Below are 14,150 nucleotides of genomic sequence, written 5' to 3'. Positions count from 1 at the left end.
TCGCTGCGGACCGGAGGGCGGAACCCACCCCCGAAGCGCTGCGCGCTCCCCCTCAAGGGGGCGTCGCTGCGGACCGGCAAAGCCGGCTCCGCGCGACCCCACGGGCACATACTGCTTACCTTCGTCTTTCAGCCGCTGAACGCCTGCCCCGCCTTGAACAGCATGTACGCCGACAGCGCGAACAGCAGGCAGGCGAACACCTTCTTCAGCGTGGCCACCGGCAGGCGATGCGCCATGCGCGCGCCCAGCGGCGCGGTCAGCACGCTGGCGCAGACCAGCGCGATCAGCGCCGGCCAGTAGATATAGCCCAGCATGCCCGGACGCGAGACGGACTCATTCAGGCCCGACACCACATAGCCCGCGCTATTGGCCAGCGCGATGGGAAAGCCCAGCGCCGCCGAGGTGGACACGGCGTTGTGCAGGGCCACGTTGCACCAGACCATGAAGGGCACGGACAGGAAGCCGCCGCCGGCGCCCACCAGGCCCGACAGGAAACCGATGCCCACGCCGGCCGCGCTGGTGCCCGCGACGCCGGGCATCTGGCGGCTGGGCTTGGGTTTCTTGTTGCGCAGCATGCTCCAGCCGGAATAGCCCACGAACAGCGCGAAGAACAGCGACAGCCAGTGCGAGCTGAGCGCGGCGAACACCGCGCCGCCCGACAGCAGGCCGCCAATGATGATGCCCGGCGCCATCGCGGCGACGATGCCCCATTTGATGGTGCCGCGCTGCTGGTGCGCGCGCACGCTGGAGATCGAGGTGAACAGGATCGAGGTCATGGACGTGGCGATGGCCGCGTGCACCACCAGGTCGGCCGGCATGCCCTTCCAGCTGAACAGCATGGTCAGGAACGGCACCAGCACCATGCCTCCGCCTATGCCGAGCAAACCCGCCGCGAAGCCCGCCGCCGCGCCCAGCGCCAGCAGGCAGATCACCATCGTCACATCCACGTCTCTCTCCCCTTTTTGATGTCATGAACAAGGCCCCGCGCGGGGGCCTTGGTGTGTTGCGCGGTCAAGCCGCGCGCCAGGCCGGCCTCTGCGGGCCGACCGTCAGCTAGGCAATGATACCCCCGCCCAGGCAGATATCGCCGTCATACAGCACGGCGGACTGGCCCGGCGTGACGGCCCATTGCGCTTGCGGAAACACCAGCGAGAAGCGGCCGTCGGCGGCGTCCTCCAGCCGGCAGGCCGCGTCGGCCTGGCGGTAGCGGGTCTTGGCGCCATAGCCACGCGCCTCGGGCGGGCGGCCCGCCACCCAGCTGGCGTCCTGCGCCTGCAGGCGGTTCGACAACAGCCAGGGATGGTCGTGACCCTGCACCACATAGAGCCGGTTGCGCTCCAGGTCCTTGCGCGCCACGTACCAGGCCTCGGCGGTGCCGTCCTCGCGCTGCTTGCCCTTGACGCCGCCCACGCCCAGGCCCTTGCGCTGGCCCAGCGTGTAGAACGACAGGCCTTCGTGGCGGCCCACCTTCTGGCCTTCCGGCGTCAGGATCGGACCCGGCTCGGTCGGCAGATAGCGATTCAGGAACTCGCGGAACGGCCGCTCGCCGATGAAGCAGATGCCGGTGGAATCCTTCTTGGCCGCGTTGTGCAGGCCGATCTCGTGCGCGATGCGGCGCACCTCGGTCTTGTGGATCTCGCCCAGGGGAAACAGCGTGCGCGACAACTGCGCCTGGTTCAGGCGGTGCAGGAAGTAGCTCTGGTCCTTGGACCCGTCCAGCGCCTTGAGCAGCTGGAACTCGCTGCCGCCGCCGGCCGCCGGCACCTCGCGCACGCGCGCGTAGTGGCCGGTGGCGATGTGCTCGGCGCCCAGCGCCATGGCGTGGTCCAGGAAGGCCTTGAACTTGATCTCGGCATTGCACAGCACGTCGGGATTGGGCGTGCGGCCGGCGGAATACTCGCGCAGGAACTCGGCGAAGACGCGGTCCTTGTATTCGGCGGCGAAATTGACGTATTCGAATTCCACGCCGACCAGATCGGCGACGCTGGCCGCGTCCAGCAGATCCTGGCGGGTGGAGCAGTATTCGGAATCGTCGTCGTCTTCCCAGTTCTTCATGAACAGGCCGACGACCTCGTAGCCTTGCTGCTTGAGCAGCCAGGCGGTGACCGAAGAATCGACCCCGCCGGACATGCCGACGACAACGCGGCCTTTCTTGGTGGATGTTTGGCTCATGATGCGATCATTTTAGTGCGTCGGCCGCGGCTTCCTCGTCGGGCCTGGGCTCGGCGGCGCGGGAGACTTCCATCAGCCAGGCGCGGAACGCCTGCAGCGTCGGCAGGCTGGCTTTCTGTTCGGGATAGCACAGGTAATAGCCCATGCGCGCCCGGATCGGCAGCTCCACGGCGACCGACAGCCGGCCGTCGCGCAGTTCATCCTCGACCAGGCAGCGCGGGATCAACGCCACGCCGAAACCGGCGGCGGCGGCCTGCGACAGCAGCGCGTACTGGTCGAAGCGGGCTCCCTCCAGGCTGCGGCGGGTGTCGCAGCCTGCCTGCTCGAACCAGTCGCGCCAGCCATCCAGCGCGGACGTGTGGTGCAGGAGCGGATAGGCCAGCAGGTCTTCGGGGGCGGCGCAGCCGCCGGGTATCAGCCTGGGGCTGTACACGGGCACGATGTCCCGGCCCACGATGTAGTCGGCGCCGCTGCCGGGCCACAGGCCCTCGCCGAAGCGCACGGCGGCGTCCAGCTCGGGGGCGGAGAAATCGTAGCCCTGGCGGTGCGGCAGGAATTCGACGTGGATGTCCGGGCGCTGGCGCATGAAGGCCGTCAGGCGCGGGATCAGCCAGCGCGCGCCGAATGTGGGCATACAGGTCAGGTTCAGCGTGCCGCCACGCCCCTGGTGCGCGATCAGTTCCACCGTGGCCGCCTCGATCTGCCCCAGGCCGGCCTGGATCTTGGCCAGGTAGGCGCGTCCGGCCTCGGTCAAGACCAGGCCTTGCCTGATGCGCAGGAATAGTTCGACGCCGACGAAGGCCTCCAGATGCTTGACCTGCTTGCTGACGGCGCCTTGCGTGACGCAAAGCTCCTGGGCGGCGCGGGTGAAGCTGGAATGCCGGGCGGCCACTTCAAAAGCCTGCAGATCGGTCAGGGACGGGCAGAAACGCCGCATGCGTGAAGCTCCCGCGACGGGCGCGGGCTCCTTGCCCGCCAGGGGGCATGTCGCCTCGGGATCCACGGCCCGCAGTAAAAAGGGGACGCGCTCCGGAAAGAGGCATGAAAAAAAGTCATAGATTACGGAGAAACTTTCGTTTGCGCAAACCGCCCCCGAAAGAAAGAATCGTTTGTCTGGCGGATGCGTTTTCGCATCCGCCTTCCAATTTTGTACAAGGGGAAACCATGCAACGCCGTAACGTAGTCCTGGGCCTGTGTGTCGCCGCCGCGACCCTGGCCGCTCCGCTGGCCTCGGGCATCGCCCATGCCCAGGATGCCTATCCCAGCAAGCCCGTGCGCCTGATCGTGCCCTTCCCGCCCGGCGGCACCACCGACATCGTCGGCCGCCTGTACGCCGACAAGCTCGGCAAGGAACTGGGCCAGACCGTGGTGGTGGAAAACCGTGGGGGCGCCGGCGGCTCGATCGGCAGCGCCTTTGTTGCCAGCAGCGCGCCGGACGGCTATACCTTGGGAATCGCCACCGTCAGCACGCACGGCATCAACCCGGCCATCTACCCGAACCTGCCGTTCGATGGCGAGAAGGACTTCACGCCCGTCTCGAACCTGGCCGCCGTGCCCAACATCATGACCGTCAACCCGAAAGTCCCGGCCAGGAACATCGCCGACTTCATCAAGCTGGCCAAGAGCGAACCCGGCAAGCTGACCTATGCGTCGGCCGGCAACGGCTCGGTCTCGCACATGATGGGCGAGCTGTTCAAGATGGCCTCGGGCGCCAACCTGATGCACGTGCCCTACCGTGGCGTCGGTCCGGCGCTGAACGACGCGCTGGCCGGCCAGGTGGACGTGCTGTACGACAACCTGCCCTCGACGCTGCCGCACGCGCAATCCGGCCGCCTGGTGCCGCTGGCCGTGGCCTGGCCCAAGCGCGTGGCCAGCCTGCCCGACGTGCCCACCTTCGCCGAGGCCGGCCTGCCGGCGGTGAACGATGCCTCCTGGTTCGGCCTGGTCGCGCCGGCCAAGCTGCCCCAGCCGGTGCTGGACAAGCTCAATGCCGCCGTGCGCAAGGTCAGCGCCGATCCGGACGTCAAGGCCAAGCTCGAAGCGCTGGGCGCCGCGCCCGCCGCCAACTCCCCGGCCGAATTCGCCGCGCAGATCTCGGCCGAGATCGCCAAGAACAAGCGCATCGCCAAAGAAGCCAACGTGAAGATCGACTGAGCCCGTCACACGGCCTGCGGTCTTCGGCCCCCACCGCCCCGTCTCGCGCCGGGCGCGGGGGTCTCCGATCAACGAACCTGAAACCCCTTATGCGATTTACCCAACCCCTGTCCTACCGGCTGGACCTTCCGCCCCGCTATCCCGAATCGGATCCCTCGGCCCCGCTCGTGCTGGACTCCCCGCACAGCGGCACGGCCTACCCTCCCGACTTCGCCGCCGCGGCCGACTACGGGGCATTGCGCACCGCCGAGGACACCTGGGTTGACGATCTGTGGAGCGACGCCGTGGACATGGGCGCGCCGCTGCTGGCGGCGACCTTTCCGCGCGCCTATATCGACGCCAACCGCGCGCCCGACGAGATCGACGAACTGCTGCTGGACCGCCCCTGGCCCGGCGCCGTCAACGCCTCGCCCAAGGTCCGCCTGGGCAAGGGCCTGATCTGGCGCATGCTGGACGACGGCACGCCGCTGTACGACCGCAAGCTCCCGGTCGAGGAAGTCGAGCACCGCATCGCGGCCTGCTGGAAGCCCTATCACGCGGCGCTGCGCCAGCTGCTGGACGGCGCCCATCGCAAGTTCGGCAAGGTCTGGCACATCAACTGCCACTCCATGCCCAGCGTGGCCGGCGCCTACGCCACCGACCAGCCCGGCCTGGTCCACCCCGATTTCGTGCTGGGCGACCGCGACGGCAGCACCAGCGACCCGGCCTTCCGCGAATTCATCGCGGCCTGGCTGCGCGCGCGCGGCTACCACGTGACGGTCAATGACCCGTACAAGGGCGTGGAACTGGTGCGCGCCTTCGGCTGCCCGGCCGAGGGCCGCCACAGCCTGCAGATCGAGATCAACCGCAAGCTCTACATGGATGAAGTCTCGCTGCGTCCGACGGCGGGGTACGGCCGGCTGAAAGCCGACCTGCGCGAGCTGACGGCGGCGCTGATCCTCTGGACGCGCGCGCAGACGGCGTAACCCTTGACGCGCGCGTTCGCGCCACGAGCCTGTCCCGCAAGCCCCCCCGGCCCGCGCCGCGGGGCTTCTGTCTTTCGAATTCGCAACCAGACCGCATTCCCGCGCCTGTCCAAGGAAACGGCGTTTGCGCGCCTTATCAAGGCCGACTCGGACTCGTCCCAATGAACCTTGCGGGCCTCCCCTCTCTATTCCGTGTATAACTATCCGCGAACCTTCTGAGGAGAGGCGTCGATGCACATCGGGATACCAAAAGAAACCCGAGACGGGGAAACCCGTGTCGCAGCAACACCGGAAACCGTCAAGAAGTACACGGCCGGCAAGCATACTGTCGTAGTGGAACGCGGGGCGGGCGTCGCCGCCCGATATCTGGACGAGGCCTACGAGGCCGCCGGCGCGACCCTGGGCTCGGCCCAGGATGCGCTGGGGGCCGGACTGGTGCTGAAGGTGCGCGCGCCTTCCGCCGAGGAACTGCCCCACATGAAGCCGGGCGCCGTGGTGGCCGGCATGCTGGACCCGTTCGACGCCGAAGGCCTGATGCGGCTGGCGGCCGCCGGCCTGACCGGCTTCGCGCTGGAAGCCGCGCCGCGCATCACGCGCGCGCAGAGCCTGGACGTGCTGTCGTCCCAGGCCAACCTGGCCGGCTACAAGGCCGTGCTGCTGGCGGCGCATTACTACGGCCGCCTCTTTCCCATGATGATGACCGCCGCCGGCACGCTCAAGGCCGCGCGCGCCGTGGTGCTGGGAGCGGGCGTGGCGGGCCTGCAGGCCATCGCCACCGCCAAGCGCCTGGGCGCGGTGGTCGAGGCCTCCGACGTGCGTCCCGCCGCGCGCGAGCAGGTCGAATCGCTGGGCGCGAAATTCATCGACGTGCCGTTCGAAACCGACGAGGAGCGCGAGATCGCCCAGGGCGTGGGCGGCTATGCCCGACCCATGCCGCCGTCGTGGATGGCGCGGCAGGCGGCGCTGGTGTCCGAGCGCTGCAAGCAGGCCGACATCATCATCACCACCGCGCTGATCCCGGGCCGCCCGGCGCCCACGCTGGTGTCCGCCGAGACCGTGGCCGGCATGAAGCCGGGCTCGGTGCTGGTGGACCTGGCGGTCGAGCGCGGCGGCAACTGCCCGCTGACCGAGCGCGGCCAGGTCGTGGAAAAGCACGGCGTGACGCTGGTCGGGCTGAACAACCTGCCGGGCATGGTGGCGACCGACGCCTCCGCGCTGTATGCGCGCAACCTGCAGGATTTCCTGAAGCTCATCATCAATGCGGACGGCGCGCAGCAGATCCAGCGCGACGATGAAATCGTGGCTGCCTGCCTGGTGTGCGAAGGCGGCAACGTGACGCGGAGGACCTAGGCATGGAAGCGATCAACCCCACCCTGATGAATCTCATCATCTTCGTGCTGGCCATCTATGTCGGCTACCACGTGGTCTGGAACGTCACCCCCGCGCTGCATACCCCGCTGATGGCCGTGACCAACGCCATCTCGGCCATCATCATCGTCGGCGCCATGCTGGCCGCCGCGCTGACCGAGGGCGGGCTGGCGCGCGGCATGGGCGTGTTCGCCGTGGCGCTGGCCGCGGTCAACGTGTTCGGCGGTTTCCTCGTGACGCGCCGCATGCTGGAGATGTTCAAGAAGAAGGACAGGAAGCCGGGCAAGGAGGACGCGCAATGATCTCGCTGAACCTCGTCACCCTGCTCTACCTGGTCGCCTCGGTCTGCTTCATCCAGGCGCTCAAGGGCTTGTCCCACCCCACCACGTCCCGCCTGGGCAATGCCTTCGGCATGGCCGGCATGGCGATCGCCGTGCTGACCACCGCCGCCCTGATCGTGGGCCTGGCGCGCGAAGGCGCGTCCGCCATCGGCCTGGGCTGGGTGGTGCTGGGCCTGCTGGTGGGCGGCTCGATCGGCACGCTGATGGCCAAGCGCGTCGAGATGACCAAGATGCCCGAGCTGGTCGCCTTCATGCACAGCATGATCGGCCTGGCCGCGGTGGCCATCGCCGTCGCCGTAGTGGCCGAGCCGCAGGCCTTCGGCATCGCGCCGGCCGGCATGCCGATCCCGGTGGGCAACCGCTTCGAGCTGTTCATCGGCACCTTCGTCGGCGCCATCACCTTCTCGGGGTCGGTGATCGCCTTCGGCAAGCTGTCGGGCAAGTACAAGTTCCGCCTGTTCCAGGGCGCGCCGGTGGTGTTCGCCGGCCAGCACATGCTGAACCTGGCGCTGGCGCTGCTGATGCTGGCCGCCGGCGTGTGGTTCATGCTGACGCAGCAATGGACGCCGTTCATCATCATGACGCTGATCGCCTTCGTGCTGGGCGTGCTCATCATCATCCCGATCGGGGGCGCGGACATGCCAGTGGTGGTGTCCATGCTGAACAGCTACTCGGGCTGGGCGGCGGCGGGTATCGGCTTTTCGCTGAACAACCCCATGCTGATCATCGCCGGCTCGCTGGTGGGCTCGTCGGGCGCGATCCTGTCCTACATCATGTGCAAGGCCATGAACCGCTCGTTCTTCAACGTCATCCTGGGCGGCTTCGGCGCGCAGGCGGGCGGCGGCGCGCAGCAGGGCGACGGCCAGCAGCGCAGCGTGAAGTCGGGCAGCCCGGACGATGCGGCCTTCCTCATGACCAACGCCGAAAGCGTCACCATCGTGCCCGGCTACGGCCTGGCCGTGGCGCGCGCCCAGCATGCGCTGAAGGAACTGGCCGAGAAGCTGACCGAGCGCGGCGTGACGGTGAAGTACGCCATCCACCCGGTGGCCGGCCGCATGCCCGGCCACATGAACGTGCTGCTGGCCGAGGCCGAGGTGCCCTACGACCAGGTGTTCGAGATGGAGGACATCAACAGCGAGTTCGGCCAGACCGACGTGGTGCTGGTGCTGGGGGCGAACGACGTGGTCAACCCGGCCGCCAAGAACGATCCCAAGTCGCCGATCGCCGGCATGCCCATCCTGGAAGCCTACAAGGCGCGCACGGTGATCGTGAACAAGCGCTCGATGGCCTCGGGCTACGCCGGGCTGGACAACGAGCTGTTCTACATGGACCGCACCATGATGGTGTTCGGCGACGCCAAGAAGGTGCTCGAGGACATGGTGAAGGCGGTCGAATAGGCCGCCGGCCCGGCCCCTGCCCGCCCGATGCCGGTCCGGGCGGGGGCCATGTTTTCCAGCGCTGGCCGACTGGCGGCTGACGGCTGGCGCTATGCTTCCTGGCGCCGGCCGTCGGCCGGCTGGCGCAGCAGTTCGTCCACCACTTCGACCCAATGCCGCACCGGCGTGTCGGTGCCGCTTTGCAGGTGGCCGATGCAGCCGATGTTGGCCGACAGGATCACGTCCGGACCGCCCGCCGCGATGGCCGACAGCTTGCGGTCGCGCAGCTCCAGCGCGATGTCCGGGTTCAGCACCGAATACGCCCCGGCCGAGCCGCAGCACAGATGCTTGTCGGCGAACGGCTGCAATTCGAATCCCAGGTCCGCCAGCAGCTGCTCCGACAAGGGCCGCAGGCCCTGCCAATGCTGCAACGTGCACGGCGGATGAAAGGCCGCGCGCGGCGCTTGCGGCAAGCGCGCGCGCAGCGCCTGCGCCTGCGGCGCGACGATCTCGGCCACGTCCTTGACCAGCGCCACGATGTCCGCCGCGCGTTGCGCGTAGGCCGGATCGTTGCGCAGGTGATGCGCGTATTCCTTCACCATGGCGCCGCAGCCCGAGGCGTTCATCACGATGGCCTCGACGCGTCCGTCGCGCACCAGCGGCCACCATGCGTCGATGTTGGCGCGCATCTGCGCCAGCGCCGCGTCCTGTTCATCCAGGTGGAAGCTGACCGCGCCGCAGCAGCCCGCCCCCGGCGCGATGCGCGCGCCGATGCCCAGCGCATCCAGCACGCGGATGGTGGCGGCGTCGATGGTGGGCATCATGGACGGCTGCACGCAGCCGGCCAGCATCAGCACCTGGCGCGCGTGCCCGGCCACCTGCGGCAGGCGGCCCGGATCGCGGCGCTCGGGCACCTTGCGGCGCAGCGCCTGCGGCAGTGCGCCGCGCACGGCCTGGCCCAGGCGCATCGCGGGACCGAACAGCGGCGACAGCATGGCCTGGCGCAGCAGCTTGCGCTTGGTGCGCTCGGCCCAGGAGCGCGGCACGCGCTCGTCGACGATCTTGCGGCCGATATCGATCAGGTGCCCGTACTGCACGCCCGACGGGCAGGTGGTCTCGCAGTTGCGGCAGGTCAGGCAGCGGTCCAGATGCTGCTGCGTGGACTGCGTGGGCTCGGCGCCTTCCAGCACCTGCTTGATCAGATAGATGCGCCCGCGCGGGCTGTCTAGCTCGTCGCCCAGGACCTGATAGGTGGGACAGGTGGCCGTGCAGAAACCGCAGTGCACGCAGCGCCGCAGGATGGCGTCGGCCTCGTTGCCCAGATCGGTGTCTTTCGCCCAGGAAGCCAGATGGGTTTGCATGGCGTGCTACAGCTCCAGGATCAGGCGGCCGGGGTTGAAGAGCCCGGCGGGATCGAGTTCTTGCTTGAGGCGGCGCGTGATCAGCGCCAGCGCTGGCGCCAGCGGATGGAACACGCCATCCTCCGGCACGGACATGCCCGCCGGCCGGAACAGCGTGGCGTGCCCGCCCAGGCTGGCAGCGCGCTCGCGCAGCGCGGCCGCCTCGTAATTGCCACAAAGCCAGCGCTGGCCGCCGCCCCACTCCAGCAGCGTCGGACCGAGATCGAGCGCGGCGGCGGTCGGCGGCAGGGCCAGCCGCCACAGCGGCTTGCCGGGTTCGAAGAAGGTGTGGGTCTGCTCGCGCAGCGAACGCCACCAGGCCTGCGCCGCGTCCGGTTCCATCGCGTCGCCGCCGATCTGCTGCCGCGCGCTGGCCAGCGCGGGCGGCGCGCCGGACAGGCGCACGCACAACATGCCCTCGCCGCCATCGGCGTCGCCGCTCCAGCTGGTCGCGGACACCGGCAGCGGCTTGCCGCGCCACTGCGCGAAACAGGACAGCGCCTGCGCCTGCGTGGCGGGCCGCGCCAGCGTCACTTCCTGCATGGGCTTCGGCACGACCTTGAGCGACACCTCCAGGAGGGCGCCGAAGATGCCGTGCGAACCGGCCAGCAGGCGCGACACGTCGTAGCCGGCCACATTCTTCATGACCTCGCCGCCGAAGGACAGCATGCGTCCGTCGGAATCCAGCAGCCGCGCGCCCAGCACGAAATCGCGCAAGGCGCCCGCGCTCATACGGCGCGGCCCGGACAAGCCGGCCGCCACGCAGCCGCCCACCGTCGCGGCGGGCCCGAAATGCGGCGGCTCGAAGGCCAGCATCTGACCGTGGGCGGCCAGCTCGGCCTCCAGATCGGCCAACGGCGTGCCGGCGCGCACCGTGACGACGAGTTCGGACGGGTGATAGTTGACGATGCCGCGATACGGCGTCATGTCCAGCAGGCAATGCCCATCCTGCGGCGTGACGGGCCGGTAGTTGCCATAGAACGATTTGCTGCCGCCGCCCATGACGAACAGGGGCTTGTGGCCGGCGCGCGCCGTCATGACCTGGTCGCACAACTCCGACAGGACGAAATCCATACGGGGTACGTCCTAGAAGCGGGCGAGATCGGGAAAGCTCAGCTCTCCCCCATGCACATGCATCTTGCCGTATTCGGCGCAACGTGCCAGCGTGGGGATGACTTTTTCAGGGTTGAGCAGGCACGGCGGGTCGAACGCCCGCTTGACCGCCAGGAACGCGTCGAGTTCTTCTCGCGAGAATTGCACGCACATTTGATTTATTTTCTCCATTCCTACGCCGTGTTCTCCCGTCACGGTTCCTCCAACCTGCACGCACAGTTCGAGTATGGCGGCGCCGAATTTCTCGGCCCGTTCCACTTCGTCCGGTTTATTCGAATCGAACAGGATCAGCGGGTGCAGGTTGCCATCGCCCGCATGGAAGACGTTGGCGCAGCGCAGGCCGAAGTCGTCTTCCATCTGTTCGATGGCGCCCAGCACGCGCGCCAGATGACGGCGCGGGATGGTGCCGTCCATGCAGTAGTAATCGGGCGACACGCGCCCCGCGGCGGGGAATGCGTTCTTGCGACCCGCCCAGAATTTCAGGCGCTCGGCTTCCGACGCGGATACCTGGCAGCGGGTGGCGCCGGCATCGCGGAACACGGCCTCCATGCGCGCGATCTCGTGCGCCACCTCTTCGGGCGTGCCGTCGGATTCGCATAGCAGGATCGCCTGCGCGTCCATGTCGTAGCCGGCGCGCACGAAGGGTTCGACCATGTGCGTGGCGCGGCGGTCCATCATCTCCAGTCCGGCCGGGATCATGCCGGCCGCGATCACCTGCGTGACCGCGTTGCCGGCCGCCTCGACGCTGGCGAAGCTGGCCATCACGACCTGCGCGCAGGCCGGCTTGGGAATGAGCTTGACCGTCACCTCGGTGACCACGCCCAGCATGCCTTCCGAACCGATGAACACCGACAGCAGATCCAGGCCCGGCGCGTCCGGCGCCTCGGAGCCCAGTTCGACGACGTCGCCGTCGATGGTGACCACGCGCGCGCGCAGCACGTTGTGCACGGTCAGGCCGTACTTCAGGCAATGCACGCCGCCGGAATTCTCGGCCACGTTGCCGCCAATGGAACAGGCGATCTGGCTGGAGGGATCGGGCGCATAGTACAAGCCGTAGGGAGCGGCCGCTTCGGAAATCGCCAGGTTGCGCACGCCGGGCTCGACCACGGCGGTGGCGCTGGCCAGATCGATGCGGCGGATGCGATTGAACTTGGACAGACCCAGCAGCACGCCCTGGCTGTGCGGCATGGCGCCGCCGGACAGGCCGGTGCCGGCGCCGCGCGCGACCACCGGCGCGTTCAGGCGCTTGCAGATGCGCATCACGGCCTGCACCTGCTCCTCGGTCTCGGGCAGCGCCACGACGGCCGGCAAGGCGCGGTATAGCGACAGGCCGTCGCATTCGTAGGGGCGGGTGTCCTCTTCGCGAAACAGCACGCAGTGCGCGGGCAACGCGGCCAACAGGGCCTCGATCAATTGCTGCGGAGAATAAGGCGGCTGCGCTTGCGCCAGGCCGGTTTCGACCAGTGAGTTCATGGATGAAACAATAGCGCGCCCGCTGAGCGGACGCAGGCCGGGATTTACCCGCATCGACAGCGCAGCCCCGTATGAAACGGCGTTCGCGCATGTAACCGGCGAATGTTCGCCCACGTAACCGACGGTAAATGCACGCCGGCGCGAACCCACGCGGGCCGCGTCGCCCGGGCGAAAAAAAACGGCGGCCATCGCTGCGCCGCCGTTCTTCTGCACGCGCCCCGGGGGCGCACCCTCACCAGGAAACGATCTTCCCGGGATTGAGGATGTTGTTCGGATCGAACGCGTGCTTGAGGCTGCGCATCAGTTCCAGCGCGTTGTCGCCGTGCTCCTCGGCCATGAACTGCATCTTGTGCAGGCCCACGCCGTGCTCGCCAGTGCAGGTGCCGTCGGCGGCGATGGCCCGGCGCACCAGGTTGTGGTTGATGGTCTCGGATTCCTGCCATTCCTTCTCGCTGTCCGCATCGAGCAGCATCAGCACGTGGAAGTTGCCGTCGCCCACGTGGCCCACGATGGTGTACGGGAAGCTGGCGCGGTCCAGTTCATCGACGGTTTCGCGCACGCAATCGGCCAGGCGCGAGATTGGCACGCAGACGTCGGTGGTGCTGGCGCGGCAACCGGGACGCAGCTGCAGGCCGGCGAAGTAGGCATTGTGACGCGCGGTCCAGAGGCGGCTGCGGTCTTCGGGGCGCTCGGCCCATTCGAAGTCCATGCCGCCGTGCTCGGCGGTGATGGCCTGCACGGTCTCGGCCTGCTCCTGCACGCCGGCCGGGCTGCCGTGGAACTCAAACACCAGCAGAGGCGTCTCGCGCAACGTGAGCTTGCTGTGCAGATTGACGGCGCGCACGCTGGCCGCGTCCATGAATTCCACGCGCGCCACCGGCACGCCCATCTGGATGATCTCGATCACGCTCTGGACGGCGTCGTCCAGCGTGGGGAAGTTGCACACGGCGGCCGACACGGCCTCGGGCTGCGGATACAGGCGCACCGTGACTTCGGTGATGATGCCCAGCGTGCCTTCGCTGCCGACGAAGACGCGCGTCAGGTCGTAGCCGGCGGAGGACTTGCGGGCGCGGCCCGCGGTGCGCACGATGCGGCCGTCGGCGGTGACCACGGTCAGCGACATGACGTTCTCGCGCATGGTGCCGTAGCGCACGGCGTTGGTGCCGGAGGCGCGCGTGGCGGCCATGCCGCCCAGGCTGGCGTCGGCGCCCGGATCGATGGGGAAGAACAGCCCGGTGCTGCGGATCTCTTCGTTAAGCTGCTTGCGCAGCACGCCGGCCTGCACCGTGGCGGTGAGGTCTTCGGCATTGACGGCCAGCACCTTGTTCATCTGCGACAGGTCCAGGCTGATGCCGCCCTGGATCGCCAGGATGTGGCCTTCGAGCGAGGAGCCCGCGCCGTAGGGAATCAGCGGCACGCGGTGTTCATTGCACAGCCTGGCGATCTCGGCCACTTCCTCGGTGCTGTGCGCGAAGACCACGCCGTCCGGCGCCATCACGGGATACGGCGACTCGTCGCGGCCATGATGCTCGCGCACGGCGGCGGATTCGGAGAAGCGGTCGCCGAAGCGCGCGCGCAGGGCTTCCAGACAAGCGGCCGGCACCGAGCGGCGCAGGGTTTCGGCATGCAGGGGGGCGTTCATGGTTGGCGGATCCCGGATTCGATGATCCGGCTATTCTACGCCGCCGCCCATGCTGCGCCGCAGCGCGCCGGGGGGGGGGGGGGGGGGGGGGGGGGGGGGGGGGGGGGGGGGGGGGGGGGGGGGGGGGGGGGGGGGGGGGGGGGGGG

General features: G+C 68.7%; 12 protein-coding genes. 5 read left to right on the top strand and 7 right to left on the bottom strand.

Annotation, left to right across the window (positions count from 1 at the left end; translation table 11 throughout):
• Nucleotides 1-128: 128 nt before the first annotated feature.
• The 3 genes from ACEU5R_RS30405 to ACEU5R_RS30395 all read right to left on the bottom strand — a co-directional run bounded on the left by ACEU5R_RS30405 (nucleotide 129) and on the right by ACEU5R_RS30395 (nucleotide 3,109).
• A complete protein-coding gene (locus ACEU5R_RS30405) occupies nucleotides 129-947 on the bottom strand; it encodes a sulfite exporter TauE/SafE family protein (RefSeq protein WP_392413523.1) in 819 nt (272 codons plus the stop codon).
• A gap of 106 nt (nucleotides 948-1,053) precedes the next feature.
• Complete coding sequence (gene mnmA, locus ACEU5R_RS30400) at nucleotides 1,054-2,172, bottom strand: tRNA 2-thiouridine(34) synthase MnmA (RefSeq protein ID WP_103273507.1); 1,119 nt, start codon at nucleotides 2,170-2,172, stop codon at nucleotides 1,054-1,056.
• 7 nt (nucleotides 2,173-2,179) lie between these two features.
• Nucleotides 2,180-3,109 (bottom strand): LysR substrate-binding domain-containing protein, encoded by a 930-nt coding sequence (locus ACEU5R_RS30395; RefSeq protein WP_103273506.1) that lies wholly within the window; start codon nucleotides 3,107-3,109, stop codon nucleotides 2,180-2,182.
• Nucleotides 3,110-3,336: 227 nt separating this feature from the next.
• On the opposite strand from ACEU5R_RS30395, the gene ACEU5R_RS30390 reads away from it, so the two are divergent.
• The 5 genes from ACEU5R_RS30390 (at nucleotide 3,337) to ACEU5R_RS30370 (ending at nucleotide 8,397) form a co-directional block, all read left to right on the top strand.
• Nucleotides 3,337-4,326, top strand: coding sequence for a tripartite tricarboxylate transporter substrate binding protein (locus ACEU5R_RS30390; protein WP_103273505.1), 990 nt, complete (start codon nucleotides 3,337-3,339; stop codon nucleotides 4,324-4,326).
• An 89-nt stretch (nucleotides 4,327-4,415) separates the two neighbouring features.
• The gene (locus ACEU5R_RS30385) at nucleotides 4,416-5,291 is read left to right on the top strand and encodes an N-formylglutamate amidohydrolase (protein ID WP_103273504.1); all 876 of its coding nucleotides are present in this window, start codon (nucleotides 4,416-4,418) and stop codon (nucleotides 5,289-5,291) included.
• 231 nt (nucleotides 5,292-5,522) lie between these two features.
• Complete coding sequence (locus ACEU5R_RS30380) at nucleotides 5,523-6,641, top strand: Re/Si-specific NAD(P)(+) transhydrogenase subunit alpha (RefSeq protein WP_392413521.1); 1,119 nt, start codon at nucleotides 5,523-5,525, stop codon at nucleotides 6,639-6,641.
• 2 nt (nucleotides 6,642-6,643) lie between these two features.
• Entirely contained in the window at nucleotides 6,644-6,961 is a 318-nt protein-coding gene (locus ACEU5R_RS30375) for an NAD(P) transhydrogenase subunit alpha (RefSeq protein ID WP_103273502.1), read from the top strand.
• Nucleotides 6,958-8,397 carry an NAD(P)(+) transhydrogenase (Re/Si-specific) subunit beta gene (locus tag ACEU5R_RS30370; RefSeq protein WP_103273501.1) on the top strand — a complete coding sequence of 480 codons (1,440 nt, stop codon included), beginning with the start codon at nucleotides 6,958-6,960 and terminating at the stop codon, nucleotides 8,395-8,397. Before ACEU5R_RS30375 ends, ACEU5R_RS30370 begins: the two co-directional genes overlap by 4 nt.
• Before the next feature lie 89 nt (nucleotides 8,398-8,486).
• On the opposite strand, the gene glcF is transcribed toward ACEU5R_RS30370, so the two are convergent.
• The 4 genes from glcF to ACEU5R_RS30350 form a co-directional block, all read right to left on the bottom strand.
• Nucleotides 8,487-9,737, bottom strand: a complete 1,251-nt coding sequence (glcF, locus tag ACEU5R_RS30365; protein ID WP_103273500.1) for a glycolate oxidase subunit GlcF — start codon at nucleotides 9,735-9,737, stop codon at nucleotides 8,487-8,489.
• Between the two features lie 6 nt (nucleotides 9,738-9,743).
• Nucleotides 9,744-10,850 (bottom strand): glycolate oxidase subunit GlcE, encoded by a 1,107-nt coding sequence (glcE, locus tag ACEU5R_RS30360; protein WP_392413518.1) that lies wholly within the window; start codon nucleotides 10,848-10,850, stop codon nucleotides 9,744-9,746.
• A 12-nt stretch (nucleotides 10,851-10,862) separates the two neighbouring features.
• Entirely contained in the window at nucleotides 10,863-12,362 is a 1,500-nt protein-coding gene (locus tag ACEU5R_RS30355) for an FAD-linked oxidase C-terminal domain-containing protein (RefSeq protein ID WP_103273498.1), read from the bottom strand.
• 232 nt (nucleotides 12,363-12,594) lie between these two features.
• Entirely contained in the window at nucleotides 12,595-14,004 is a 1,410-nt protein-coding gene (locus ACEU5R_RS30350; RefSeq protein WP_103273497.1) for an FAD-binding oxidoreductase, read from the bottom strand.
• Between the last annotated feature and the right edge of the window lie 146 nt (nucleotides 14,005-14,150).

The sequence above is a fragment of the Achromobacter sp. 413638 genome (genome assembly GCF_043119405.1).
GTDB lineage: Bacteria > Pseudomonadota > Gammaproteobacteria > Burkholderiales > Burkholderiaceae_B > Achromobacter.
Note: the sequence above shows the minus strand (reverse complement) of the source record. Positions and strands in the feature narration are given on the sequence as shown.